The sequence below is a fragment of the Erythrobacter sp. AP23 genome, assembly GCF_001542855.1.
Classification (GTDB): domain Bacteria; phylum Pseudomonadota; class Alphaproteobacteria; order Sphingomonadales; family Sphingomonadaceae; genus Qipengyuania.
The window spans coordinates 237319-261863 of record NZ_LNBY01000018.1; the positions used below are offsets into that span (position 1 = coordinate 237319).

Below are 24545 nucleotides of genomic sequence, written 5' to 3' on the forward strand. Positions count from 1 at the left end.
GAACCATGCGAGCAGAATTCGCGCACGAACAGGCGCAGACCTACCTGCGGCAACGCAACCGCTTTGCCGTGCTGGCAGGTGTCCTGGGCCTGACCACGCTGGTCAGCCTCGGCGCCGCGGTCACCCGCGACGAGCAGGTTGTGTTGGTGCCGATCACCTCAGAGCGGATCACCGTCTCGAGCGGCGGGATCGACGCGCCCTATCTCGAACTTGTCACCCGCGACACGGCACTGATGCTCCTCAACCGGGCGCCCGAAAGCCTCGATTACTGGATGACGAACATCCTGAAGCTCGCCGATCCCGCCGCGCACGGCCGCCTCAAGGCCGAGCTCGTCCAAATCGTCGAGGAACAGCGCGGCTCGGACATCAGCCAGGCCTTCGTGATCGCGGAAATGCACGTCGACCCCAAGGCCCTGACCTCGACCGTCACCGGCACGCTCAAGACCTTTGTCGGCGCGCAGGTGATCGCGAGCCAGCGCCGCTCCTTCCGTTTCCGCTGGTCGAAGCGTGGCCTCAGCCTTGCGCTCGCCGGCTTTGAGCAACTTCCCACCGACAAGGAGGAACCCGGCCAATGAGCCTTCTCCCATCTCCCCTCGCTGCTGCGCTTGCCGGAACCGGCCTTGCCTGTTTCGCGATCGGCGCGACAAGGCGCCCCGATCCCGGGCTCAAGCTGACCGGCCTCGCCGTGCTTGCCTTCGCGCTCGCGCCGGTCCCGGCGTATGCCGACCAATTCGTCGAAGCGGCCGACAACGCGACCATCGACTGCGAGCTCGCTCGCGGCGAACTCACCCGGATCGCGCTTATCGATGACGGCTTTGCCAATGTCTCGAAGATCGCGAGCGGTTTTCCCTACAATGATTTCCAGGTGACGCACGAGCCAGTGCGCGGAGACATCTATATCTCCGTGCCCCCGCAATTTGCCGCTGCCCGGGTCAGCTTCTTTGCGACCAGCAAGGCGGGCTACGTCTACAAGTTCGCCTGCCGTCTCGGCGGCGAGGAAGCGACCCAGCTCTTCATCACCAATCCCGCGCTCGCTAAAGCCGCGGCCACCGAATGGGAGACCGAGACCGGTCCCGAGGACGCCGCGATCCGCCTGATCGAGGCGATGGCGAGCGATGCCGTCCTGCCCGGATTCACTGCCCGCGCCGAACTGTCGGCTCCGCGCCGTACCGGCGGGATCGAGGTCCAGCTGGTCGCCGAATACCAGGGCGATGAACTTACCGGACAGCGCTTCCTCGTGCGCAACCTCGGCCAGGAAAGCCTTGCGCTTGGCTCCGAGCGCGAAGGTGCCGCAGGCGCGCTCGCTTTTGCCTATGGCCGCGATGCACTCGCTCCCGGTGAAGCGACCAGTGCCTTCCTAGTCTTTGCCAAGGGAGGACTCGACTGATGGCCGAGGCACCACAGAAGGACGCCGGAAAGAGGCCTCTGCCGGGCTCGCCGGAAGCGCGAGAAAGCGGACGGCGCAACCTCAATTCGCAGATCGCACAGCGCCAGAAGATGCTGCTCGCCGGGATCGGGGCCATCGCGCTCATCGGCGGCGGCATGTTCATTTTCGGCGGCGACGGCGACGAGGCTGGCACCGATGCCAATGGTGCGGCGACAATCGACACCGGCGGCCTCGTCAATCGCAACCTCTCGCAGCGCGAGTTCGTCGCGAGCTACGGTAACCGGCTCGATGCACAGGGCCGCGCGATCAAGGATCTCCAGCAGGCCCAGCTGCCGCGCCCCGAGATCGAACAGGAGCTCGAAGCCCTGCGCAGCGAGAACGCGCAGATGCGCTCCGACGGCCAGGCGGCGATCGACGCGATCTCGGCCGAGAATGCCAATCTGCGATCACAGCTGAGCGAAGCTGCGAAGGCACCTGCCGCCGCGCCGCCACTGCCACCGCCACCTGCCTATGGACCCGGCGTCGGCACCGGCGGAGCTGTCCAGCCACCGCAAGGAGCGCCGGAAACGCAAGGCGGACAGCTCAGCCTGATGAGCTTCAGCGCGGAGACGGGCAAGGACGGCAAGCCGCGTGCGGCAGAGACTGCGCCAGCCTTGTTGCTCGAAGCGAGCCGCGATTACCTTCCGCCCAACAGCTACGCACCGGCAACGGTCATCGTGGGTGTCGATGCCTCGACCGGCGTTGCCAGCCAGAGCGATCCGCTTCCCGTGGTGCTCCGGATCACCGGTCCGGCCCGCTCGGTGATGCGCGGCAACAAACTGCTCACCACCGATATCACCGGCTGCCTCGTCAATGGCGCGGCGCGCGGCGATCTCTCGGCGGAGAAGGTCTACGTCAAGCTGGTGCGCATGACCTGCGCGCAACCCGGTGGGCGCTTCGCGGTGAGCGAGGTCAAGGGGTTCATCTCCTTCGCCGGAAAGTCGGGCGTGCGCGGCCGCGTGGTCAGCCGCGAAGGCAGCCTTGTCAGCCAGGCGCTGCTCGCCGGGATTGTGGGCGGCTTCGGCCGCGGATTTTCCGCCAACGCCAACGGCATTTTTACCGGCCAGGTCGGCGCCAACGGTCAGCGCGAGGCGCTGTCGCCGACCGACATCCTCGCCGGTGGCTTTGGCCAGGGTGCCGGCGAAGCCGCCGACACCGTCAGCCGATACCTCATCGAACGCGCCGAACAATACCAACCCGTCGTCGAGATGCCGACCGGCATCGAGGTCGAGATCGTCTTTCTCGACGGCGTCCACGTCAGGAGCCCCTCCAAATGAACTACAATGACTCGCCGCCAAGCCTGAAGGCGCGCGCCGCCCACCTTGCCCTTGCCCTCTCGAGCGCCGCCGCCGTGCTGACGCTCGGCGTCTCTGCCGTCACTGCGATGCCTGCGAGCGCCGCGGGCATGGCGAGCGATGTCGCGCAGGCGCTGAAACTGCGGCTGCCCAAGACCCCGATCGATGCGATCAGCTGCGACACGCTCGGGCCCTGGTGCGAAGTCGTCTCGGGTGACACGCTGTTCTACATCGACGAGACCGCCCGCTACCTGTTCGTAGGCCGTCTCTACGACATGGAAGAACGGCGCGACGTCACTGCCGCCCGCCTGCTCGAACTCAATCCCGATCTGCTCGCGGCCGGTGCGGCGCGCGTAGCCAGTGACGCGCCGGCGGGACGCGACGAAACGCCTGTCCAGGCGGCCGCCAACCATGTCGACCTCTCGTCGCTTCCGGCTGCCGGCGCGATCCACTGGGGCAACCTCAAGGGCGAACGCCTGGTCGTCTTCTCGGATTTCCAGTGCGGGTATTGCCAGCGCCTGACCGCCGAACTCGCCAAGGCCAAGGTTCATGTCGAAGAGCGACCGATCTCGATCTTCGGCGCGGCAAGCCGCAAGATTTCCGAGGCGGTGCTGTGCGCTAAGGATCCGGCAAAGGCACTCCATGCGGCCTATTCCGGCCAGGCTCTGGCGACTGATAAGACCTGCAAGGAGGCCAAGGCACTCGATGCCAACGAAGCCTTCGCGAAGGCCAACGGGTTTGCCGGAACTCCGGTCATCGTGCGCGCCCGCGATGGGGCGGTGCTTCATGGCTACCGCGATGCCGCGGCGATCCGCCGCTTCGTCGCCGAAGGCAAGGGAGTGGCGCAATGAGCCGGCTTCCAATCCTTCGCGCCATGGTGCTCGCTGCGCCGCTCCTCCTGGCCAGTGGCTGCGCCAGCCTCGGCGGCAACGTCAAAGGCAGCTTTGCCTGCCGGGCTCCGGAAGGGACCTGCGCGCCGACTTCCGCGATCGATGCCGGGGCGACCGGCATTGAAAAGGCTGACACGGTTGACGCGCATCGGACGGTGACCCCGACCGGCGAAGCGGTTCGTCGCCTGCTGGTCGTGCTGACAGGCTACCGTGACGCGGCGGGCCGCGACCATGAGGCGCGCGTCGTTCACCTGACGCTGCCCGAACAGGCAGGGACAGGCTGGCGCACGCCGCAGGGCCGCCGCGAAGTCCTGCGCTCGCTGGCATCGACTATTGCCGCGACGCGCGAGAGCAACCCCGCAACCGATTTCCAACCGCCAAAAATCCAAGAGGCAGACACATTGCCGGAACAGCTGTTCATCCCCTCGCAGCCCGTTCCGGCGATGCCCGGCGCTGACGCGCCGGAACCCGGGGGACCTGGCTCGTTTTCCCCTCCCCGCGAGCCGGTCCCCCAACCTGACATGACCGAAGGAGAGAGCCAGTGACGCTATCCCTTGCTGCCGCGCGCGACGCACTCTCGCGGGGCCTGTTTGCCGACACGGCTCGGCCCGAAAAGCCGCGGGCGCATTTCGGGCTCGATATGCTCTCGGACTGGCTGCCCTACCGGGTCTATGACGAGGGGGCGAAGCTCTACCGCAACGCCCGCTCCAAAGGCTTCGTGCTCGAAGTCACCCCGCTGATCGGGGCCGACGAACGGACCGGCGAGATCCTCGGTCAGTTCTTCTCCGAAGGCCTGCCGCAGGGCGCCTGCCTCCAGGTCCTGAACTTCGCATCTCCGCGGATCGGCAGCGTGGTCGGCCCCTGGTTCGCTCCGCGCTACGAGCAGGGCGGGATCTACGAGGCCATCGCCAGAGCGCGCACCAGGCGCCTTTACGATCTCGTCTGGAGCTCGGGCTCGGCGCATGCGCCGTTCCATGCTCGCAACGTCCGGCTGATCGTCTCGCTCGGCGTGCCGGTGCCCGGAAGCGTGACCGACGCGGAACTTTCGGAATGCCGCGAAGGGCTGATGGGCATGCTCCACTCGCTCGGACTGCACGCGCAGGAGCTGCGTCCGGGCGGCCTCTTGGCGCTGATCGACGAGCTCACCTCGCCGACTACCGCGCACGAGACCGATATCCATGCGTGGAACCCGCACGATACGCTTCAGTCCCAAGCGATCCGCCGCGACATCGAGCTCGAGGTCGGCGACGATCGCCTGATCCTCAGGACCGAGCGCTTTCGCGAGACGGGCCGCGACGAGGAGGGCAATCCTGAAGTCGGCGAATGCTATCCCGACCATTTCGATGTGCGGCACTATGCCGTGCGCTCTACCCCTGAGCGCTGGGCACCTTGGGAATGCGCGCGGCTCATCGGCGACATGTTCACCGACAAGCTGCGTTTCCCCTGTCCGACGGCAACCATGCTGTGCCTGGTCTACCCCGACCAGGAAGCTGCTTCGGCGCGCGCGGGCTTCAAGTTCATGCGCACGACCAGTCTCAGCCAGACCAAGAGCGCGCGTTTCTTGCCCAAGCTTGCCGAACAGTCGGCCGAGTGGCGCCACGTCCAGGCCGAACTCCAGGCTGGCAAGAAGCTCGTGAAGCTGTTCTACGGGCTCACCAGCATCTCGCCGCTCGGCCAGGGCGACGCGCATGAACGCATCATCAAGGCGATCTACAAGGCGGCGGGCTGGGACCTTGCCGACGAGCGCTTCCTCCAGCTCCAAGGCCTCGTCGCTGCCTTTCCCCTGTGCCTCGCCGATGGCCTCGCCGACGACATGGCGCGGTTGAAGCGTCTCAAGACCATGCTCTCGACGACAGCGGCACATATCGCGCCGATGCAGGGCGAATATCTCGGCGGCGTAATCCCGCACCTCCTGCTCGTTGGCCGCCGCGGCCAGCCCTTCTGGTGGTCGCCATTCGAGAACGGTGCCGGCAACCACAATATCGCGATCTGCGGCAAGTCGGGTTCGGGCAAGTCGGTGCTGCTGCAGGAACTCTGCGCCGCCCTGCGCGGCGCCGGTGCCAAGGTCGTGGTGATCGACGACGGCCGCAGCTTCGAGCATTCGGTCAAACTGCAGGGCGGACGCTTCGTTGAGTTCACGCTCGCCTCGGGCTTTTCCCTGAACCCCTTCTCGATGGTCGACGATGCCCGCGCACACGAAGACGAGGACTACCGCCTCGACTGCTTCGCCATGATCAAGGCAATCATTGGCCAGATGGCGCGTCCCGGCACCGCGCCGAGCGATACCGAGCGCGGGCTCATCGATCGGGCCGTGACCGCGACCTGGGAGGCACTCGGCAGCGGCGCATCGGTCGACGATGTCGCGCATGCGCTCCATGGATCGGAAAGCGAGGCGGGCCGCGATCTCGCCACCGCGATCGCGCCCTTCTGCCGCGGCGGCAGCTACGGCGGGTTCTTTGCAGGCAAGGCGAGCTTCGCGCTCGACGATGATTTTACCGTCTTCGAGATGAGCGATCTCGCAAGCCGCGAGGAACTGCGCAGCGTCGTCCTTTCGGCGATCATGTTCATGACCAGCCAGGCGATGACCCGCTCGTCGCGAGCAACCAAGAAGCTGCTGCTGATCGACGAGGCCTGGGCCATGCTCAAGGGCGGGTCGATGGGCGAGTTCGTCGAAACCTATGCCCGCACTGCCCGCAAGTACGGCGGCGCGCTCGCCACCGCGACCCAGTCCCTCAATGATTATTACAAGTCCGACGGCGCGCGCGCCGCGCTCGAGAATAGCGACTGGATGCTGGTACTTCAGCAGAAGGCCGAGACGATCGCCGATTTCAGGGCGAACGCGCGGCTCGACATGGACGACCGCACCGAGACGCTGATCCGCAGCCTCAAGCGTTCGGGGACCGAGTACAGCGAGGTCTTCATCAAAGGCCCCGAGACCGAGGCGGTCGGTCGGCTCGTGCTCGATCCCTTCTCGGCGACGATCTACTCCTCCGATCCCGACACCTATGCGGCGATCCAGGACTGCGAGCGGCGCGGGCACAGCCTCGCCGATGCCATCCGGATCGTGGCGGGAGGCGGACAATGATGGTCTCGCATCTCGTCGACCGGACCCCTCCGGCCAATCTCCGCAGCCTGCTGCCGTTCCTGCAAGGGAGCTGTTTCGTCCTCATCGAGACCGCGCGCTTTGCCGCGACTTCACTGCTGATCGTGCTGGGATTGCCGCTCGCGCTGTTCCTGTTCGTTGCGGGCTGGGACCTTGGCGGCCTCTTCACCCAGCTCGCCAATCTGTCGGACCGATATCTCGAAGCCGACGGGCTGCGCCGCAGCCTGTTCAGCCAGGACCTCAAGGGCTGCTTCCTCGCCCTCGCTGGCGCTGTGACGCTGTTTCGCATGCCCCGCTTCCTGAGGCGGCTTGCGGCCGATCTCGACAACCATCCGGCCCGGGAGGCTAAACGTGACTGAGACGCGCAGACTACCATCCTTCAATCGCCCGCTGTTGCTGAGAATTCTCGGCGTGCTCGCGCTCGTGGTCGCATTACTCTGGGCAGCCTGGGTCAGCCGCGAACTGTCGGAGCCGCGCCAGCAGATCGTCACCGTCCGGCTTGCCGAGACCATCGCCGCATTCGTCGATGCCGAAGCGCGCGCAGAGCAGGATCCCGAAGCCAGCCAGGCGCGCGTGCTCGCCTTCCTTCAGGCGTCCGAGCGCGCTGTTGCGGAAATGGGGGCCGATGGCCGCGTGGTGCTGGTCGGCGAAGCAGTGCTCGCGGGCGATGCCCCCGATGCTACCGATGAACTGCGCGTGCGGATCGCTCGCCAGCTTGGGCAGGGAGGCGGCCAGTGACGCGCTTTGCCTCTCGTTTTGTCCGCACGCTCAAACGACCGCTCGTCCTGACCGGTCTGGTGCTGCTGCCACTTGGATGGGGCGCGGTCGACGCCTTCGCGAAAGACCATGCCTTCCTCATCAATGCCAGCCCGAGCCTGCCCAACTGGGCCTTCTGGCTCGACAAGCATGCGCGGATCGAGCGCGGCAGCCTGATCTTCTTCGAGCCGCCGGCGAGCAGACTCGTCGAAGCGCATTTCGGAGAAGGCGCGCAGCTCTTCGGCAAGCGGGTGTTGGGCGTGCCGGGCGATGTCGTGAGCCACCGTGGCCACGAGGTCTTCATCAACGGCCGCAAGATCGCCGCGCGGCTCGATGAGACCCGTCTCGGCATTGCGCTTCACAAGGGCCCCGAAGGCCCGATCCCCGACGGCTGCTTCTACACCGGGACCAGCCATCAGCGCGGCCTCGACAGCCGCTACGCCGAGATCGGCTTCGTCTGCCGCGGCCAGATCCTGGGCAGCGGGAGGGCGATCCTGTGAGCAAGCTCATCCTCCCTGCAGCGCTACTTGCAGTCCTGCTCTGCCCTGCCGAGGTGCTGGCGCGCGACTATGGCCAGCGCGGCACGGTGTTTCCCGTGATCGAGCGCGACCTCCTCGAGCAGATTCATTCGCGCCTGACCCAGATGGAACGTTCGGGGGAGACCGCGCGGCTCAATGAAGACCTGAAGCGCCGCACGATCGCGCGCGTGAACCGGCCCGACCCCGTCGCCGGAATCGTCCGGGCCAGCGAAGCCCGTCGCTGGCAATTTGATCCGACGATCACGCTCGCTGCCGATATCCGCGGGGCAAAAGGCGAGCTGATCCATGCCGCTGGCACGAGGGTCAATCCGCTCGACAGCGTGCAGCTACGCGCCGAACTTCTCTTCCTCGACGGCGACGATCCCGACCAGCTCGCCTGGGCGCTCAAGCAGGCCGCCAATGCCAAGCTGATCCTGGTGAAGGGTGCGCCGCTCGAGCTGATGAAGGCCCGCCAGCGCCGCTTCTATTTCGACCAGGGCGGCAAGCTCACGGAAAGGTTCGGGATCAGATCGGTGCCCGCACGCGTGCGCCAGCAGGGCCGCCTGCTCGAGATCAGCGAAATCGCGCTGCCACCGAAAAGGAGGACGGCCCAATGACGCACTTAAGAAAGCTGGCGCTCATGCTGGCCGCCATTCTTGGTCTCGCCACTGCAACGCCCGCGATGGCCGATGCCGGTCCGGGACGCTGCACCGGAAGCTTTGTCAACCCGATCACCGACATCTGCTGGTCGTGCCTGTTCCCGATCTCGATCGGCGGGCTGGACATCTGGCCCTCGAGCCGGCCCGATCCCGATAACCCCGACCTGCCGGTGTGCCTGTGCGGTCTGAGGCCCGGAATTGCGATGGGCTTCTGGGAGCCCGTGCGGCTTGCCGATGTCAGCATGAAGCCGTGGTGCTTCGTGAACCTCGGCGGCATGAAGCTCGATCCCGGCTTCGATATCGGCTTCCGCTCGATCTCGGGTCCATCAGCAGTGGGCGGCGCGAGCCAGTATTATTCGAGCTGGCACGTCCACTGGTATGCCTATCCGCTGATCTACTGGATGGAGATCGTCGCCGATTTTCTGTGCCTGGAATCGGGCTCGATCGACATCCTCTACATCTCCGAGATCGATCCGCTGTGGCAGGATTCCGAGCTCACCGCGATCATCAACCCCGAGGCCGTGCTCTTCGCCAACCCGCTGGCGCTCGCTGCCTGTGCGGCCGACTGCGTCGCCTCGACCGCGAAGCTGCCGATCGACGAGATGTTCTGGTGCGCGGGCTGCCAGGGGTCGATGTACCCGATGAACGGCAATGTCTCGGCCAGCATAGGCCACGTCCAGGCCTCGCGCCTCGTGCTTTCGCGCTTTGCCTACAAGCTCCACCGCGAACTCGTCTCGTGGGGGACGATGGGGTCCAAGGGCCTGTGCGGCAAATATTTGATGCCGGTGATGCGCAAGCAACAATACCGCTTCCAGGCCACCAACCCCAACCCGGCGACTTCGGGCCGTTACGCCTGCCCGCCCATCGGCGCCTCCACCACCTTTCAATCGGCCGGACAGGTCATTCCCGCCATCGGCGAAGACATGGGATACCTCGTCTGGCGCAAGCGGAACTGCTGCGCGCTATGAACAAGCACCTCCTCCTTTTGCCCGTCGGCCTTGCCGTCACTCTCGGTGGCCTCGCTCTCGCCCAGAGCGCGCCCGAAGGCATCGACCTTGAAGCGATCCGCGAGCGTGCGGCCGAACACGCCGACGATGCGCAGGCGCTCAGCACCAATGTCCGCCAACGCGCCGAGGCGCTGACCGAGGACGCACAGGCTATCCAGGCGCAAGCGCAGGCCAATCGCGCAGCCTATGCGGACAGCATCAAGGCAACCGAGACCGACGCCGTCCTCGACTTCGACGCCATGATCGCAGGGCAAGCCGCCGCAGAGAAGGCGTCGCTCGGGGGAACCCCGCGCTTCATTGCCTTTGCCAGCCTGTCGATGCCGCCCGAAGCGCTGAAAGCACTGGTCCACGACATGACCAGGGCGGGAGGCGTCACCGTGCTGCGCGGCTTCCCGCAAGGTAACAGCGAGGCATTCAAGAAGCGGCTCGCCGCCATCTGGAGCACCCGAGACGCGGCCGGTTCGCTCGGCATCGATCCAAGGCTGTTCCGCGCCTTCAACATCGAAGCTGCACCGAGCTTCATTATGCTGAGCACCGAGTTCAGTCCCTGCGACGGGTTCGATTGCACCAGCGAGGTGCCGCCGCACGACCGCATCGCCGGCAACATTAGCGTGGGCGAAGTCCTCGAGACCTTTGCCTCGGGCAAGGGTCCGGGCGCCGAACTTGCCCGCCTCCATCTGCGCCAGCTCTCCAGGGAGGAACGGCCATGACCGCCAAAACCCTCGCCCATCTCCTTGTGGCACTCGTCACCCTCACAAGCGCGGCTTCCATTCAGGCTCAGACCCGCGATGCGGCAAGGGCTGACGGGAAGTACTTTGCCACCGAGCTGCTGGGCGAAGCGCGCGAGGCAGCAACGACCAATCCCGACGCAGCACGCGTTCCCAATTTCGATCCGCAAGCGACGCGCGATCTGCAGGATCTTGCGCGCGATCCCGACCAGATCGAGACCCGCGCCCGCAGCGCCGCTACGACCAGCACGCCGATGCGGACGATCCGCGACAGCATGGCCAATCGCGCACGGTTCGAGCCGAACGAGATCGAGGACGTGATCGCGCGCAGCCTCGCCATCAACGAGACGCCGCTCGACTACACCAGCGGCATGGCAATTTCGGGCAGCCAGGGATCCTGCGTTCCGCTGCCGCCCGGTTCGGGCGCGGCGGGCACATATACCGCGACCTGCAATACGGGCACACGGATCGATCAGTCGGTTGGCCAATGCGCGGTACCACTCGTCGTCAGGGTCAGCCAGCAACCGCAGTATCATTACCTTTGCAGCCCATTGGGCAGCTTCAACCTATCAGGTGAGCCGGACTGCGAAGAGTTTTCGGGCGCTCTTTGCCGGGTGACCGGGCACCGCGATGGTCCTTGCTTGCAGTGGGGTTGGTCCGGTGGTCGCAAGTGGTGCACCGAGCCGGGCGATCCGCTTACCGAGCTGACCTGCGACGAACAGGTCGCAGGTCAGACGCCCTACCGCATTGCCAACGCTACCACCGTTACCACGACCCCGGACGAAAGCCAGTGCACAGGTTTTGCGGACAATAGCGATTGCACGCTGGACGCAGAGATCTGCACCGATACCGATCCGCAGACCCGCGTGGTCGATGGCGTCTCTGTCACAAAGCCCTGCTGGGAATGGCAGAGGAGCTACACCTGCATCGCGCGCGAAGCGGCGACCGATTGCTCCGACATCGAAAGCCAGGGCAGCTGTCGCTTTGTTCGCGAGGAATGCCTCACCGACGAAGACCCCTGCGAGACCTGGGAGCGCATCTACGAGTGCCCGCTTCCCGGGACCGACAGCTCCACCCAGTATGTCTGCGACGGCGATGTCTATTGCATCGACGGCAGCTGCGAGACGATCCAGCGCACCGCGAACGACGAGTTCAAGGATGCCGTCACCGCGCTCCATGCGATGGACGAGGCCCGCGGGCAGTTCGATCCCGAGACGCTGACGCTGTTCCGCGGCACGCGCAACACCTGCTCGTCCAAGGTCTTCGGCGTGCTCAACTGCTGCAAGGGCAAGGGTTTCCCGCTCATCCCCGGCATCAGCCTGCTGGTCGCGCTCGGCTGCAACCGCGAGGAAGTTCTGCTCCACGAACGCGATGCGCAGGGGCTGTGCGCCTACGTGGGGACCTATTGTTCGGACAAGTTCCTCGGCGTCTGCCTGACCAAGAAGAAGGTCTACTGCTGCTTCGAGAGCAAGCTCTCGCGGATCCTGCAGGAACAGGGTCGCCGCCAGCTGCGCAAGCCCTGGGACAAGCCCAAGGAAGAGCAGTGCGAGGGGTTCACGCTCGACGAGTTCGCCCGGCTCGACCTCAGCCAGATGGATTTCAGCGAAGTCTATGCCGAGTTCACCGAGGCTGCACGGCTCCCCGACGAGCTCGAGACCAGCATCCTCATCCAGCAGAAAATCGAAGATTATTACGCAAGGAGTGGCCAATGACGCGCCGCCAATCACTGCCGATGCTGGCCCTCCCAGCACTGGCCATGATTCTCGCTGCACTGCTCCCCGTTCGGGCAGCCGCCCAGGAAGCGCGCCAGGCAAAGCCAGCTGCTTCGGCAGACAGCCTCTACTGCGAGCAGCGCAGGCTCGGCTACTGGTTCTATTGCGTAAAGCCGGTGCCGGCAGACGAGCCGCAGATGGCGCAGCCACCAGCCCAGGTGACCGCCACGCAGGAGCTGGACGCGGTCACGGGGGAACTGCGCGAACTCAAGGCGCGCGCGATCCTCTATCCGACGCCGGAAAACGTCACCGCCTATATCCGCTTCCAGCGTGCCCAGCTCGACCGGGCTTCGCTGTTCTCCGATGTCTGGCAACGCGCGATTTGGCAGGATCCCGAGCTCGACTACACGCTCGAACGACCGGTCGGCGCACTCGCCAAGAAGCAATGGCAGGACGCGCGCGCTGCCGACCGCGACGCGGTGATGGCCAGGCTCTCCGAACGCTATGGACTGTTCTACTTCTTCGCCCAGACCTGCGGCGCCTGCGAAGTGATGAGCCCGATCGTGCGCTCGGTGGCGGACCGCTGGCATATCACGGTCCGGGCGATCTCGACCGATGGCGGGCCGTCCAGGCACTTCCCCGACTACAAGGTCGAAAGCGGCCAGCGGCCCCGCATGGGGCTCGAACCCGGCATCACCCCGGCGCTCGTGCTTTGGGACAGCGTGGCCAGGCGCCCGATCCCGATCGGATACGGCGTGCTCTCGGCCGACGAGCTGCAGGACCGCATCTACCTCCTCACCTCGAAGGAAGCCGGACATGATTACTAGCATCCGCAATGCGGCGCTCACCATAGCTGCCGCCAGCATGGTCGCGTCCCCCGTCGCCGCAAACGTCGGCGACAGCATGGACCGCTTCATGGACGACATGGGCGCTGCGGCCAATGTCACCGGGCCGAGCGCATTCGAAGGACAGTCGGCGGGCTATTACAGCCTCGGCAATGTCTGGACGCGCTTCCCGCAGAAGACGACCAGCATCGCCAACCTCCAGCTGCCGCGTGCCCGCGCAGGTTGCGGCGGCATCGATATCTTCGCCGGGTCCTTCTCCTTCATCAACGCGAGCGAGATGGTCGCGCTGTTGAAGGCCGTCGCGAACAATGCGGTGGGGTTCGCCTTCAGCCTCGCGATCGATACCGTCTGCCCCGAGTGCTCAAAGATCATGCAGGAGTTCAGCCAGAAGGCGCAGCTCATGAACAATCTCTCGATCAACTCCTGCGAGATGGCGCAGGGGCTGGTCGGCGGCGTCTGGCCCAAGGGCGATCTCGCCGACAAGGCGATCTGCGAAGCGATCGGCAATTCCGAAGGTATCTTCACCGACTATGCTGCCGCCAAACACGGTTGCGGCACCAGGGGTCAGCGCGCCTCGACCAATGAGAGCGCCGGCGCCGACTATGCCGACGTCAATCCCGGTGTACCGCGCAATTACACCTGGCATGTCCTCAAGCAGAGCGCCTTCTTCAACCCTGGTGGCACCTTCGACCGCGACCTCGCCGAGTATGCGATGACGCTCATCGGCACGGTGATCTACGTGCCGCCCCGCGATGACGAACCAGGCAAGTTCGTGCCTTTCGCAGGCGATGCCTCCTCGACGCTGGTGACCGCGCTGCTCGACGGGACGCAAGGCCAGTCGGTGCGGGTGTTCCAGTGTGACGAGCCCGACCAGTGCCTCAACCCCACTTTCCAGCAGATGAGCCTCACGAGCGCGAAGGCCATCCGGTCCCGCGTTGCCCAGCTCATCGGCAGCATGGTCGAGGCCATCCGCAGCGACACAGCGATCGGCGACGAGGAGAAGGAGCTGCTCCAGGTGGCATCGGTGCCGCTCTACAAGATCCTCACCGTGCAGGCGGCCTATGGACGCGGGATGGCAACCGACGACCGCGACACGCTGGCCGAGATCGCCAGCATCGATCTTCTCTATGCCATCCTCGAACGCATCACAGCCGAGGCCGGACGCTCGATGGCGAGCTTCATTGCGGCCGATGAAGCGAAACTCGCGATCTGGCGCGCTCAGGTCGCGGAAGTCCGGTCAAGCCTCGCCCAGAGGCAAGCGACCGGACAGGCGCGGGTCTCCGCGATCATGCAGATCATCGAGAAGACCGCGATGATCGAGAACATGCTCGCCGCCTCGATGTCGCCATCGATGGCCGCCGCGCTCGACTGGTCGCGCGGGATGCAGTCCCGCTCCATCGTTCCATAAGGGTGAGGCAGCATGGTCGAGATTTTCACGGTCGGCGGCGGCGAGTATATCGTCAATGTCCTCAATGCCGTTGCCGCCTGGACCGGAGCGGGCGGCTACAAGAGCCTGATTCAGGTCGCGCTGGTGATGGGCATGGTGCTCGCGGTCATCGTGGTCGCGTTCAACCAGGACTGGCGCGCATGGCTCAACTGGTTCCTCGGTGCGACGCTCATCTACATGTGTCTGATGGTGCCGCGCATGGACGTCCATGTGACAGACCGGGTCAATCCAAGCCTTGCACCGGCAACGGTGGCCAATGTTCCGCTCGGGCTCGCCCTGATGGCAAGTTTCACCAGCCAGGCGGGGGACTATCTGACCCGCTCGGCCGAGCTCGTCTTCGGCTTGCCGGACGACCTCAACTACTCGAAGAACGGCATGATCTATGGCGCGCGGCTGCTTGAATCGACGCGGAGCTTGCGCATTTCCGATCCGGAGTTTGCTGCGAACTTCGACGAGCATGTCAGGCAATGCGTGTTCTACGATCTGCTGCTCGGCCGCTACTCGATGAAGGAGCTGTCCGAGAGCGATGATATCTGGGCGACGATCGCACCCGGCAGCGCGGCGCGCGCGCAGAAATTCCTGACCCGGCAGGCCGACGACAGCGTGACGGCCTCGATCATCACCTGCCGCGAAGCCTACACCGCGCTTTCGGGGCAATGGGCGAGCCTCATTGACGAGATGACGCTTGTCGCGGGACGCCAACTCTATCCGCGCCAGACCGAAGCGCTCGCCAAGGCCAAGCTCATGGCCGACCTCCCGATTGCCTATCAGTATCTTACCGGCATCTCGCGCAGCGCGAGCGACATTTTCCGCCAGGTGTTGACGATCAATGCCATGAACCAGGCCATGCACGGCTTTGCAGGGGCGAGCGGCACCGGCAGTATTGACGTCTTCGCGCAGACCCGGGCCGATATTCAGACCGAGCGGACCTATTCTTCGATCGCGCACAACGCGATGAAATGGGTCCCAATCCTCAATGTCGTACTGACGGTGGTGTTCTACGCGCTGTTCCCTGTCCTGTTTCCGCTGTTCCTGATGCCGCGGACCGGACCCATTGCATTGAGAGGTTACGTCACCGGCTTCTTCTATCTTGCGGCGTGGGGACCGCTCTTCGTCATCCTGCACATGATCCTGATGTTCAAAGGCGCGGGCGATGTCGCCGCCGCTGGCGGCAGCACGGGCCTCAGCCTCGCGACCTTTGCTGGCATGAGCGACGTCAACAGCGATATCGGCATCTTGGCAGGCTATCTTGTCGCCTCGATCCCGTTCCTTGCCGGCGGCGTGGCGCGTGGTGCGCTGGCGATTTCGGGCCAGGCAACGAGCTATCTCAACCCGAGCCAGAATGCAGCCGAGGAAGCCTCGCGCGAAGCGAGCACCGGCAACGTCTCACTCGGCAACTCGAGCATCGACAATTCGACAGTGTTTTCCCGCCAGTTTGCGCAGGGCAATCTTGCCCCCAACATTGCCTATGGCGCGGCACAGACGCGGGGATTCAGCGACAGCGGCACGCAGACGACCAGCTTCCCCGATGGCGAGTTCGCTGCAGTCCCGAATTCAAGCTATCCGTTCACGCCGACGCTCGGGCAGGACTTCACGGGCCGCCTAGGAACGATGGCGAGCCAGAGCCGGACGCAGAGCGAGACCTATGCCAACCTCGCCCAGCAATCGACGAGCTCTGCGCTCACCCGGTTCAGCGAGATCCGCAACGCCTACAGCCAGGGTCAGAGCTCCGATACTGTCAGCGGCGTTGGTACGAACGACAGCATCGGCACGGCATTCAGCGAAGTCGACAATGCCTCGAGGACGCTCCAGCAGCAGTTCGGCCTGTCCCGGCGCGCGTCAGACGACATTACTATTTCTTGGTTCCTCAACGGCGAAGCAGGAGCCGGAGCAAAGGCCGAAGGTGGAGTACTAAACGCGCAGGCGGGCGTCCGCGGTGGCCGAAATCAGTCGTGGACCGACAGCGATATCGGGATCGCCTCGGAAGATCGCGGCAGGATAATGGGTACGCTGCGGCAGCTTTCGGATAGCCGCAACTGGTCGAACACGCGTGAAGGCTTCCTGCGCGAGACGAGTTCGAGTTCGGTATCGCAGGTGTCAACCAGCTCGTCGGGTCTCAGCCGATCGCTGACCGAAGCCGAAAGCTACACACGAGAGGCGCGTCGGGCCGAAGAGGTGGCCAGCCGCCTCGAGAACCAGGCCAGTTGGTACGAGGCCAATAGTGCCGCAGGCACGCTAAACCTGAGCCAGGCTTATCGCGAATGGGGCATGGCCGAGATCGAAGCCAATCGCGACTATTACGGGCCGGTGCGCTTCGACGACATCGAGTTCCAGATGAGCGCGCGCGGCCAACAACTGCAATCGCGGTTTGTCGAGAGCTATGCTGATCGCCTACAAGACGACATCGAAGCCGACCTTTCGCTGCCGGACTTCGCTCCTGTCAGCCGCCCCGGGATCGGAAGTGCTGGGCAGGTACGCGCAAGAGGAGCCGTGGGCTCTGCGGGTGGTCCCTCAATGCCCGATGCTCCTGATCGGTCTGACATCACGGATGAGGTCGAGCGGGTGCGCCGACAGGGTCGTGGCAGGATCGGAACCGTGCGAACTTATCTTGATCGCCAAACGGAAGGCGCCACGGGCGCGAGTGAGGAAGCTGCAGACGACGTCAAAGAATGGGGCAATAGATAGCTACAGCACGAAATCCTGCAGGATGACGAACACCGCAAATGCGACGACGACCAGCCCAAGTAGCCAGAGTCCGCGTCGTTCCCAAGGATCTGCTAGAGCCTTCTTCCAGCTGTATTCCATGCGCCGATTTTCGGAGATGGCACGGTCGATCTCTCGCAGGCCCTTCCAGTCCGTCTGGTCGTTTTGCTCCTTCTCGTCATCCATTTCCATCACTCCGACCTAAATAAAGTAGCAAATTTGATGCATTATCGGGCATAAGCCAATTTACGTCTCGATATTGACACATTAAATATCATCACGTAAAGACGCAAAATCGCTACACAAAGCTCCATAACGGAGATAATGTCTCGATAATGCCACATTATGATTCACCAGATCTGCGTCCGCTCTCGGTGCTGCTATCCGACCTCGGGAAGCAGATCGAAGCATATCGCATATCACGCAATCTCAAGCAGGCCGAGCTTGCGGAAATGGCAGGTATCTCGCGTTCAACGCTCGCCCGCCTGGAAGCCGGTAATGGCGGGACCATCGATAGCCTCGCCAGGATAATGCGTGCGCTCGACATTGAAGACCGCCTGCTGGATGTCATGCCGGACGCCAAGCTGAGACCGCTCGATCCCCGGTCCGACACCGGCAAGGCGCGGCAAAGGGTGCGCAAGTCTTCTGAAGGTGAGGCTGGCGAGGAATGGAGCTGGGGTGACGAGGCCCCATGACGCGTGCGGTAGTCAATCTCTGGGGTCGTCAGATCGGCGCCGTCCTGTGGGATGAAGATCGCGATGTCGGGGTTTTCGAATACACTCCGGAATTCAGTCGCAGCGGCATCGAAGTCGCTCCGCTCACAATGCCATTACGAAGCGGCGTCTACGATTTTCCCGCGCTGAATTACGAGACCTTTAAAGGGCTACCGGGCATGCTGGCAGACAGCCTGCCCGACAAGTTTGGTAACGCGCTGATCAATCGCTGGCTTGCCGAGCAAGGCCGCACAGCCGACAGCTTCGATCCGGTCGAGCGCCTTTGTTATACCGGTCGCCGAGGCATGGGTGCGCTCGAATTCGAGCCCGCTACCGGTGAGCGCCGTGAACAGGGTCGGCCGGTCGATATCGCTCCGCTTGTCGAACTCGCCAACAGGGTCATTGCCGCGCGTGAAGAACTGGCCGGTGTGCTCAAGGGTGAAGATGATCATCGCGCACTTCAAGAGATCTTGCGCGTCGGCACCTCTGCTGGTGGCGCCCGGGCCAAGGCCGTCCTCGCCTGGAATGAGGAGACCGGAGAATTCCATTCAGGGCAGCTGACTGCAGGGCCCAGGTATACGCAATGGCTCGTCAAGTTCGACGGCGTGTCGGGCAGTGCCGACAAGGAGCTAGCCGATCCGATGGGCTTCGGCCGACTTGAATACGCTTGCTATCTGCTAGCCCGAGAGGCCGGCATCGACATGGCTCGTTCTCGTCTGCATGAAGAAGGCGGCCGGGCGCATTTCATGACACAGCGTTTCGACCGCACGCCTGATGGCAAGAAGCTTCACATGCAGTCGCTTTGCGCAATGCGCCATTTCGATTTCAACCTCGCTCGCGCATACAGCTACGAGCAGGCGATCGAGACCATCCGCATGCTCGGTCTCGGCCGCGAAGCGATTAAGGAGCAGGTGCGCCGCGCGCTGCTCAATATCTTCATCCGCAACCAGGACGACCACACCAAGAACATCGCATTCCTCATGGATAGCTCGGGTCGCTGGAGCCTCTCGCCCGCATTCGATGTCGTCTATGCCTACAATCCTGACGGGGACTGGACCAACGAACACCAGATGTCTCTGGCCGGAAAGACTGACGGCTTCGAGCTTGATGACTTGCTAGCGTTCGGCAAGTTCGCTGACCTGAAGGCAGGTGAGATCAGAAACATGATTGCCGAAATCAGATCCGCAATCAGCCTTTGGGACAGATTTACGGACTTGGCGGGTCTTTCGAAACGACTCTCTGCGCGTGCGAAAGCCGGATTCCGAGCCGAACTATAATGAAAATTGCACACTGAAAGTGATCCGAGACCAGGACTCACGCCAGTCCTTGCGGCTAAACTACTGTGCGGTGTCATCGCGGCTTCCAAGGTGATAAACTTGGGATCATCTCCGTCAGTTCGATTACACATCGTGGCATACCGACTAGACTTTGGAGAAGCTGTAGGTTGATTTTCAAAACGGCCACCGCAATTGGCATGCAAAATTGAATCTTTGGGAGTGCTGTCTCTAGGTTGGCCAGAAAACAGCGCTTGTTAGCTCCACGTACTCCTGACGATCGAAGTCCGCTGGTTCGACGTTCTGAAATATATTCAGAAATGCCTCCGCCTCGACGCTTTCTGGTTCAATGTATTGAGAGATCGCCCCAGTACAGCGAGAGCATGCCGCTGACAGGATCGGGATCAAATTGGCAAACATACGGTCCACTTCGTAGCTGTGAGCAAGACACCAATCCTCGAAGCGGTCCGCAGCAATGGCTTCACGCCCCGCAGCAACAGAATCCGCGTACTTGGCTGATTGCAAATCTAGAATTGCGCGGATGTCAGACCAGCTGACATAGTGTTCAGCGAAACTTCCACCATCTTCGCTTTCACCTGCTTCGAAATTGATCAGCAGATAGTCTCTGGGATGCTCTTCGGCTCTAGCCCGTCGATAAACGCTTCGAAGCCCGTTGGCTTGGTTATGGTGTCGAGCGTTTCTCAGTCGCAAGACAAATGCGCACAAGGGGTCATCGTAGAAATTGAAAGCTTCCGGCGCTTCCAATTTCACTGCGTCATAAAGGCCATGGAATGCATTCAGAATCCCATCGATTGCGTGGTCTAGATTGCCGACGGCTTCTGGTGCATCGATCAGAAAAAGTTGGCGAAAGCGAAGATGCTGTTCGGCAAAAACTCGAAACGCTTGGGCTAGAGTTTCGAAGCGATCTGAGATCATAGAATGGTGCTACTTAAAGGGTGTGATGGCTGGATCGGAGCCGCCGAACGTGAATTCGATCCAATCATCGTTATCGTCCTCGCCGCCAGGAATCACCTCAATCTTTGTCGGAAGCCTCCCGTTCGCGAACGGCAGTTTGAATGGATTGCCACGTTGAAGTTCTGACATACGATCCACACTGATTTGGCCAGTGAGAACCTCCATAATCATGCGAGAGCTCAATCTGACATTATCGCCTGACATTTTGCAGCCTCCATGGTGCCCCCATCCATAATCTGCTTCGATCGCCCTTCGTGCAGCATTGACTGGCATGTCTCGGGGATAAGGGAAGTTTCGCATCATCGAACGAAAGGTCGTGTCGAGATCGCCAGCAATCTTTAATGCGTCTTGCGTGCGCAGCATTGCAAACATTTGCCGGTCGTAGCCCTCGGCGGGATGCCAGCCACGTCTCTCCTCACGAACGCTAATCGCCAAAACGAAGTCTACCGAGCTGTTCTGCCGCAAGAAATCGCGTGTCAGAGTATCCATGAGATCGATGCGATTGCCGAAGCCACCATCGGCCATAGTGGCGCAATCCGCATCGCAGATGATTATCCCGGTTAAGGCATCCACCCCCTTCAACTGCGGAACCTTCGATCTCAGCGCCTTATAATAGGGGTTCCGATTTTTGATGCTTGGGCGGTCATATGAGGCATAGCCGCCGCTACTGTAGGGGCTCTTGGCCGGATCAATACTGACTGAAATTTCAGTTTCCTCGTCCACAATGTCTACGCGGATCGGACACTGCCCAGAGCGGTGCTGTTGCCTTATCTCAGGCTCGATGGCTGTCTTGAAGTATTGGCGCAGGCTTGACCGATTGGGCATCTGCAAGGTCGTTTGCTCGCCTCGATCCTTTCGCTCTCGACTCGATCCTATTCGGATATCCACTCCGCCTATTGGCATTCCGAGCTTGGTTTTCAGACTTTCAACCAGATTGCTCAGATCTTCATATGGATTTTTCTTGTCGAGCCCCGCGTCGGATACGGTAGTCACGTCTGCTACAAACGATATGCCTAGGCCTGCGTACTCGATATCGGGATTTTTGCCGTTCACCTGCTCCGCTTCAACAGCTACCGACCCGACTTGATTGAGGCCGTGTACAACCATGAGTTCATAAACGGCTGCCAGCCTATCGCGATTTGGCTGATTTAATCGGCGCACTAAGTCCGCATGCCACTCGCTCGGAGTGCAGGGCCGGATTGCGTCCAAACGTGCTTGAATGCTTCGACGACTAAAGAGCAAGATGGCCGCCTTTAGTCATTGATGCTGGTCACTTCTTTGAGCTGGCGATCCATTCCGTCAATGGCTCCAGATCGTGTGCCCAGAAGATGGTCAGGCCGCGTTCCTGCGCATCCAACAAATTGTGCAACTTGTAGACGCCGCTGAGGACCGCACTTGGCACAACCTGCCGCAGGCCAAAGTCCGTTTTCCAGCTCGTAGCTTTCACCGCAGCATCATTGTTCAACCGCTTGACCGAGTTGGTTGATGAGTTTGACACCTTACACTCTATGGGCATCACGCGATGGTCCCAAAGTCGCACGATGATATCGCCTTTGCGGTTGCCGAGCACACTTTCGCCGCAGAATTGTCCTGGCTCGGGTGCCAGGGCGATCGTAGTGATCTTTCGCGGTTCCACCTCTTCGAAACCGAGCTTCAAGAGTGAATCCTTCACCGCGCCTTCCTGACGATCTTTGCCAGATGTCCGACGCTTTGTCTGAGCTCGACTCGCAGCCATCAACGCCGCCGAGGCAAGCACGGCTGCATTGCGCTCAGCCTCGGTCGGTTCACGATCTTCAACGACCCAAGCGAAGCGCCGACGGTCAAGCACCTGGCGGACTACAGCTATTACGCGCTGGACCAGTGCCGGTGTGGCCGCAAGATGTCCTTTCGTGAGCGATTGTGCATCCGAAAGGGTCTTCAGATCGTCCTGAGAAATCGGAGGACCTGCGAGATACCTGAACGCCTCAAGCAAATTTGGATCGCCCAAAACATCGAGCGCCGTATCCTCAAGACGAGAAAGGTCGACGGTGGTCTCGAGTATCTCCTCGATATGCCCCTGATACTCGTCAAAAGCGTCGAGATAGTCTTCCAGAGGTTCTTCGAGACGTTCGGTGCAAAAGGCCGCGATTGCCTTTTCTCTTTCGACCTCTAATTCTTCGTCGCTCCAAAGCGGCCGATCAATCACAGGCATACTCCGCTTGTGAGCAACTCCGGGCTCGGCACAATCACCCGTTCCATTTCACGAGGCTCAAATTTGGTTAGACCACCCGCGTAAGTCCGTCCCGACTTTTGCGAGATGTTGTGCTGCAGATAGGAGACCAAGGCGCGCTTCAACTTTTCGTTCATCGGGTCACGAGGATACAACCCATGAGCGATATTGATATGCCTTGCTCCGGCTTTGTTTAGGGCAAAGCCAGGAGGGCGTCGGGCCATATATGTCGATATGATCGGGGCCGCTTCGCGAAGCCCAATTGACCACCAAGCCTTTCTATTGCGTGCGACATACCCGCTATGTGCACCCATCGATTTTGCTACCTTCAGGAAGCTTTCAACGCGCTTGCGGTCTGAGACAGAAAGTTCATCTAGGTCGGTTGGCAGATCGATGGCTTGCCTGAGCAAGTCGGGATCTTTCAACAAGCCGCCGGAATTGAAGACCTCGCGAGCGCGCGTGATGGTTGGGAAAAGCACCGAGTCAGGCAAACCAGCACTATGCTCTCCGGCGATCCATACGCCGTTTGCCCCGGTAACAGTGCCGCGATGAACCCGGCACAGTTCTCCTAGCTCGACGTATCCCTCGGGTGGACGTTCCGCTACCCGCGTCAGATGTGACCACCGCTTCTCGGTAGCGAGACGGTCTCGCCTAATGCGTCGACCACTTCCGAGTTTACCCAGACTTGCGAGGTCATCTACTCTCTGAAAGCTAACAGTCTTGGGTTCCGCACCAATTTCGAAGGTTGTGATCGCTGCGGTCGTGGCAGCATCGGGAAATGGCTGCGCGGTCGGTTCGATTACGGTAATGTTCTTCCCGCCGAGTTCGCCGAGCATCAGCGACCGAACGAGCGAGCCGTAGTTCACGTCAAGCCACTCGGAAGCTGTAACGAATGCCCCTACGTCCTTCTTCTCGGCTTCAAGTGCTGTCGCGAGGAAAAAGTACACGTGGAGCCCAGCGAGTTTGCTCGCCGGCAGTTTCAATTCTGCCGCTCTTTGCGCGAGCCAATCCTTCCACACAGCATCGATCTGATGATGCCTGACGTATGGTGGATTACCGATGTACAGTGTCTGTCCAGCAGTCCTCTCGGTGAAATTTCGGAAGTCACCGAGTATGATCTTTGCCCGCTTTGCATACCCATTCACACACAGATTGGCACGGGCCATCAGGGTTGCGACCGGGTCCACATCAATGCCGACAAGCTGAGCATTTGGGAACGCTCGCCCGGCGGCTGAGAGGAAGCGGCCTGAGCCAACCCCTGGGTCGACAACGCGCGATGGACTTGAGTTATTCGCGGCCCACTGCACCATCGACTGAACAATGCCCTCAGGAGTGTACGTCGCCCCATCAGACCGGCGTGTCTCCGCAGATCGGATTGACGAGAACCCTTCTCCTAAAGGGTCATTTCCGCTGAGAATTGAATCACGCAGCAGAGCCACTCTCTTTGCGGAAACTCGCTGCTTGGCAGAGCTTGCAGCGAGCCTCTTTTCAGCCTCCGATAACCCATGCCCGACATCGAGCGCGCCGAGTTGCAAGGCTGCCGAAATCAGTTCCTTCTCTGACGCGAAGAGAATGGGGAGATCAGTCATCGGACCGCCTCCCGATTTGCGCTTTGGCTCATCGACGTGGTTCCAACAAATTGGAACGGCTGCACCTCAATTTCTCTGTTTTTCTTGCGAGCTTCGGCGATGTCAAATGCAGTCTGCATCTGCATCATCGCTTCCAATGGAAATCCGAATGCCTTCTCCAACCGAACTGCCATCTCTGGAGACAAATGAACTCGTTGGTTGATGAGTTTGGATAGCGAAGGACGCGCGACGCCTAGAGCCTTTGCTGCCTCCGTGACGGATATCCCACGCTCGTCAATCAACTTGATTTTCAAGAACCGACCAGGGTGCCCGGGATGCTCCGTTCTAAACTGTGTCGCAGTACCCATTTGGTATCCCCTTTGCAGTCTATTGCCCTGTAACGCTACGGGTTACAAGTGTACCTTTGTTCTTTTTTTGTTCCACTGTCAATTGGAGCTGAAAGCAGCCTCACGAGCGTCGAGCTAGATAATTCTCTACCTTCTCGACTGTTCGGCGGCGCGGCCTGCGGCCAGCTCGTAGGTCAAGCACGAAGCGCGGATCGCCAACCGCGCGACGACCGAACCGTGTCGCCGAAATGTGCGATTCCTTCAGATGTCGTTCAATGCGATCCAGCAATTTCATGGCCTTCCTCGACTCACTCAACACTTGTGTTCCTGTTTTGTTCTTAGTAGGAAGGTTCCATCGAGTCTAGGAGAT

Annotated in this window: 24 protein-coding genes; 18 read left to right on the forward strand and 6 right to left on the reverse strand. The window is 61.9% G+C overall.

Features of this window, described 5'->3' with window-relative positions; genetic code table 11:
* The first annotated feature begins 5 nt into the window (after positions 1-5).
* From ASS64_RS14105 to ASS64_RS14180, 16 genes are read left to right on the forward strand one after another with little or no spacing between them, the layout of a single operon-like run.
* Positions 6-575, forward strand: coding sequence for a type IV conjugative transfer system protein TraE (locus ASS64_RS14105; protein WP_067695812.1), 570 nt, complete (start codon positions 6-8; stop codon positions 573-575).
* Positions 572-1387, forward strand: coding sequence for a type-F conjugative transfer system secretin TraK (locus tag ASS64_RS14110; protein ID WP_006834210.1), 816 nt, complete (start codon positions 572-574; stop codon positions 1385-1387). The genes ASS64_RS14105 and ASS64_RS14110 overlap by 4 nt, the downstream gene beginning before the upstream one ends.
* Positions 1387-2703, forward strand: coding sequence for a TraB/VirB10 family protein (locus tag ASS64_RS14115; RefSeq protein WP_006834211.1), 1317 nt, complete (start codon positions 1387-1389; stop codon positions 2701-2703). Before ASS64_RS14110 ends, ASS64_RS14115 begins: the two co-directional genes overlap by 1 nt.
* Positions 2700-3572 carry a DsbC family protein gene (locus tag ASS64_RS14120; RefSeq protein ID WP_050599561.1) on the forward strand — a complete coding sequence of 291 codons (873 nt, stop codon included), beginning with the start codon at positions 2700-2702 and terminating at the stop codon, positions 3570-3572. The genes ASS64_RS14115 and ASS64_RS14120 overlap by 4 nt, the downstream gene beginning before the upstream one ends.
* Positions 3569-4156, forward strand: a complete 588-nt coding sequence (locus ASS64_RS14125; protein WP_050599560.1) for a hypothetical protein — start codon at positions 3569-3571, stop codon at positions 4154-4156. The genes ASS64_RS14120 and ASS64_RS14125 overlap by 4 nt, the downstream gene beginning before the upstream one ends.
* The gene (gene traC / locus ASS64_RS14130; protein ID WP_066284723.1) at positions 4153-6696 is read left to right on the forward strand and encodes a type IV secretion system protein TraC; all 2544 of its coding nucleotides are present in this window, start codon (positions 4153-4155) and stop codon (positions 6694-6696) included. The genes ASS64_RS14125 and traC overlap by 4 nt, the downstream gene beginning before the upstream one ends.
* The gene (locus tag ASS64_RS14135) at positions 6693-7073 is read left to right on the forward strand and encodes a hypothetical protein (RefSeq protein WP_050599558.1); all 381 of its coding nucleotides are present in this window, start codon (positions 6693-6695) and stop codon (positions 7071-7073) included. Before traC ends, ASS64_RS14135 begins: the two co-directional genes overlap by 4 nt.
* Positions 7066-7452 carry a type-F conjugative transfer system protein TrbI gene (locus tag ASS64_RS14140; protein WP_228135197.1) on the forward strand — a complete coding sequence of 129 codons (387 nt, stop codon included), beginning with the start codon at positions 7066-7068 and terminating at the stop codon, positions 7450-7452. The genes ASS64_RS14135 and ASS64_RS14140 overlap by 8 nt, the downstream gene beginning before the upstream one ends.
* Positions 7449-7970 (forward strand): S26 family signal peptidase, encoded by a 522-nt coding sequence (locus ASS64_RS14145; protein WP_050599556.1) that lies wholly within the window; start codon positions 7449-7451, stop codon positions 7968-7970. The genes ASS64_RS14140 and ASS64_RS14145 overlap by 4 nt, the downstream gene beginning before the upstream one ends.
* The gene (gene traW / locus ASS64_RS14150) at positions 7967-8605 is read left to right on the forward strand and encodes a type-F conjugative transfer system protein TraW (RefSeq protein ID WP_082835680.1); all 639 of its coding nucleotides are present in this window, start codon (positions 7967-7969) and stop codon (positions 8603-8605) included. The genes ASS64_RS14145 and traW overlap by 4 nt, the downstream gene beginning before the upstream one ends.
* Complete coding sequence (gene traU, locus ASS64_RS14155) at positions 8602-9615, forward strand: conjugal transfer pilus assembly protein TraU (protein WP_050599555.1); 1014 nt, start codon at positions 8602-8604, stop codon at positions 9613-9615. The genes traW and traU overlap by 4 nt, the downstream gene beginning before the upstream one ends.
* Positions 9612-10364, forward strand: coding sequence for a type-F conjugative transfer system pilin assembly protein TrbC (gene trbC, locus ASS64_RS14160; RefSeq protein WP_050599554.1), 753 nt, complete (start codon positions 9612-9614; stop codon positions 10362-10364). The genes traU and trbC overlap by 4 nt, the downstream gene beginning before the upstream one ends.
* Positions 10361-12094 (forward strand): conjugal transfer protein TraN, encoded by a 1734-nt coding sequence (locus tag ASS64_RS14165; RefSeq protein ID WP_067695815.1) that lies wholly within the window; start codon positions 10361-10363, stop codon positions 12092-12094. Before trbC ends, ASS64_RS14165 begins: the two co-directional genes overlap by 4 nt.
* Positions 12091-12921 carry a conjugal transfer protein TraF gene (locus ASS64_RS14170; protein ID WP_230833605.1) on the forward strand — a complete coding sequence of 277 codons (831 nt, stop codon included), beginning with the start codon at positions 12091-12093 and terminating at the stop codon, positions 12919-12921. The genes ASS64_RS14165 and ASS64_RS14170 overlap by 4 nt, the downstream gene beginning before the upstream one ends.
* On the forward strand, positions 12911-14347 hold the full coding sequence (locus ASS64_RS14175) for a conjugal transfer protein TraH (protein WP_067695818.1): 1437 nt from the start codon (positions 12911-12913) through the stop codon (positions 14345-14347). The genes ASS64_RS14170 and ASS64_RS14175 overlap by 11 nt, the downstream gene beginning before the upstream one ends.
* Positions 14348-14359: 12 nt before the next feature.
* Positions 14360-17071: a conjugal transfer protein TraG N-terminal domain-containing protein gene (locus ASS64_RS14180; RefSeq protein WP_067695821.1), complete on the forward strand. Its 2712-nt coding sequence runs from the start codon at positions 14360-14362 to the stop codon at positions 17069-17071.
* On the opposite strand, the gene ASS64_RS14185 is transcribed toward ASS64_RS14180, so the two are convergent.
* A complete protein-coding gene (locus ASS64_RS14185) occupies positions 17072-17275 on the reverse strand; it encodes a hypothetical protein (RefSeq protein WP_320181559.1) in 204 nt (67 codons plus the stop codon). It lies immediately after the preceding gene.
* A 149-nt stretch (positions 17276-17424) separates the two neighbouring features.
* On the opposite strand from ASS64_RS14185, the gene ASS64_RS14190 reads away from it, so the two are divergent.
* Both ASS64_RS14190 and ASS64_RS14195 read left to right on the forward strand, forming a co-directional pair.
* Positions 17425-17784, forward strand: coding sequence for a helix-turn-helix domain-containing protein (locus tag ASS64_RS14190; RefSeq protein ID WP_067695826.1), 360 nt, complete (start codon positions 17425-17427; stop codon positions 17782-17784).
* Entirely contained in the window at positions 17781-19079 is a 1299-nt protein-coding gene (locus ASS64_RS14195; protein ID WP_067695830.1) for a type II toxin-antitoxin system HipA family toxin, read from the forward strand. Before ASS64_RS14190 ends, ASS64_RS14195 begins: the two co-directional genes overlap by 4 nt.
* 228 nt (positions 19080-19307) lie before the next feature.
* On the opposite strand, the gene ASS64_RS16740 is transcribed toward ASS64_RS14195, so the two are convergent.
* The 5 genes from ASS64_RS16740 to ASS64_RS14225 all read right to left on the reverse strand — a co-directional run bounded on the left by ASS64_RS16740 (position 19308) and on the right by ASS64_RS14225 (position 24196).
* Positions 19308-20012: a hypothetical protein gene (locus tag ASS64_RS16740; protein ID WP_157075203.1), complete on the reverse strand. Its 705-nt coding sequence runs from the start codon at positions 20010-20012 to the stop codon at positions 19308-19310.
* Positions 20013-20021: 9 nt separating this feature from the next.
* Positions 20022-21158 (reverse strand): hypothetical protein, encoded by a 1137-nt coding sequence (locus ASS64_RS14210; protein ID WP_067695838.1) that lies wholly within the window; start codon positions 21156-21158, stop codon positions 20022-20024.
* A 163-nt stretch (positions 21159-21321) separates the two neighbouring features.
* Entirely contained in the window at positions 21322-22242 is a 921-nt protein-coding gene (locus tag ASS64_RS14215; protein ID WP_067695841.1) for a XamI family restriction endonuclease, read from the reverse strand.
* A complete protein-coding gene (locus tag ASS64_RS14220) occupies positions 22233-23849 on the reverse strand; it encodes an N-6 DNA methylase (protein WP_067695844.1) in 1617 nt (538 codons plus the stop codon). The genes ASS64_RS14215 and ASS64_RS14220 overlap by 10 nt, the downstream gene beginning before the upstream one ends.
* Positions 23846-24196, reverse strand: a complete 351-nt coding sequence (locus ASS64_RS14225) for a HigA family addiction module antitoxin (RefSeq protein ID WP_067695847.1) — start codon at positions 24194-24196, stop codon at positions 23846-23848. Before ASS64_RS14225 ends, ASS64_RS14220 begins: the two co-directional genes overlap by 4 nt.
* Between the last annotated feature and the right edge of the window lie 349 nt (positions 24197-24545).

Excerpts from the sequence above, each read along its gene's own strand:
- ASS64_RS14105 (WP_067695812.1), top strand. The coding sequence starts at position 6 with ATGCGAGCAGAATTCGCGCACGAACAGGCGCAGACCTACCTGCGGCAA.
- ASS64_RS14110 (WP_006834210.1), top strand. The coding sequence starts at position 572 with ATGAGCCTTCTCCCATCTCCCCTCGCTGCTGCGCTTGCCGGAACCGGC.
- ASS64_RS14115 (WP_006834211.1), top strand. The coding sequence starts at position 1,387 with ATGGCCGAGGCACCACAGAAGGACGCCGGAAAGAGGCCTCTGCCGGGC.
- ASS64_RS14120 (WP_050599561.1), top strand. The coding sequence starts at position 2,700 with ATGAACTACAATGACTCGCCGCCAAGCCTGAAGGCGCGCGCCGCCCAC.
- ASS64_RS14125 (WP_050599560.1), top strand. The coding sequence starts at position 3,569 with ATGAGCCGGCTTCCAATCCTTCGCGCCATGGTGCTCGCTGCGCCGCTC.
- ASS64_RS14135 (WP_050599558.1), top strand. The coding sequence starts at position 6,693 with ATGATGGTCTCGCATCTCGTCGACCGGACCCCTCCGGCCAATCTCCGC.
- traU (WP_050599555.1), top strand. The coding sequence starts at position 8,602 with ATGACGCACTTAAGAAAGCTGGCGCTCATGCTGGCCGCCATTCTTGGT.
- trbC (WP_050599554.1), top strand. The coding sequence starts at position 9,612 with ATGAACAAGCACCTCCTCCTTTTGCCCGTCGGCCTTGCCGTCACTCTC.
- ASS64_RS14165 (WP_067695815.1), top strand. The coding sequence starts at position 10,361 with ATGACCGCCAAAACCCTCGCCCATCTCCTTGTGGCACTCGTCACCCTC.
- ASS64_RS14170 (WP_230833605.1), top strand. The coding sequence starts at position 12,091 with ATGACGCGCCGCCAATCACTGCCGATGCTGGCCCTCCCAGCACTGGCC.
- ASS64_RS14175 (WP_067695818.1), top strand. The coding sequence starts at position 12,911 with ATGATTACTAGCATCCGCAATGCGGCGCTCACCATAGCTGCCGCCAGC.
- ASS64_RS14180 (WP_067695821.1), top strand. The coding sequence starts at position 14,360 with ATGGTCGAGATTTTCACGGTCGGCGGCGGCGAGTATATCGTCAATGTC.
- ASS64_RS14185 (WP_320181559.1), bottom strand. The coding sequence starts at position 17,275 with ATGGATGACGAGAAGGAGCAAAACGACCAGACGGACTGGAAGGGCCTG.
- ASS64_RS14190 (WP_067695826.1), top strand. The coding sequence starts at position 17,425 with ATGCCACATTATGATTCACCAGATCTGCGTCCGCTCTCGGTGCTGCTA.
- ASS64_RS14195 (WP_067695830.1), top strand. The coding sequence starts at position 17,781 with ATGACGCGTGCGGTAGTCAATCTCTGGGGTCGTCAGATCGGCGCCGTC.
- ASS64_RS16740 (WP_157075203.1), bottom strand. The coding sequence starts at position 20,012 with ATGATCTCAGATCGCTTCGAAACTCTAGCCCAAGCGTTTCGAGTTTTT.
- ASS64_RS14210 (WP_067695838.1), bottom strand. The coding sequence starts at position 21,158 with ATGGTTGTACACGGCCTCAATCAAGTCGGGTCGGTAGCTGTTGAAGCG.
- ASS64_RS14215 (WP_067695841.1), bottom strand. The coding sequence starts at position 22,242 with ATGCCTGTGATTGATCGGCCGCTTTGGAGCGACGAAGAATTAGAGGTC.
- ASS64_RS14220 (WP_067695844.1), bottom strand. The coding sequence starts at position 23,849 with ATGACTGATCTCCCCATTCTCTTCGCGTCAGAGAAGGAACTGATTTCG.
- ASS64_RS14225 (WP_067695847.1), bottom strand. The coding sequence starts at position 24,196 with ATGGGTACTGCGACACAGTTTAGAACGGAGCATCCCGGGCACCCTGGT.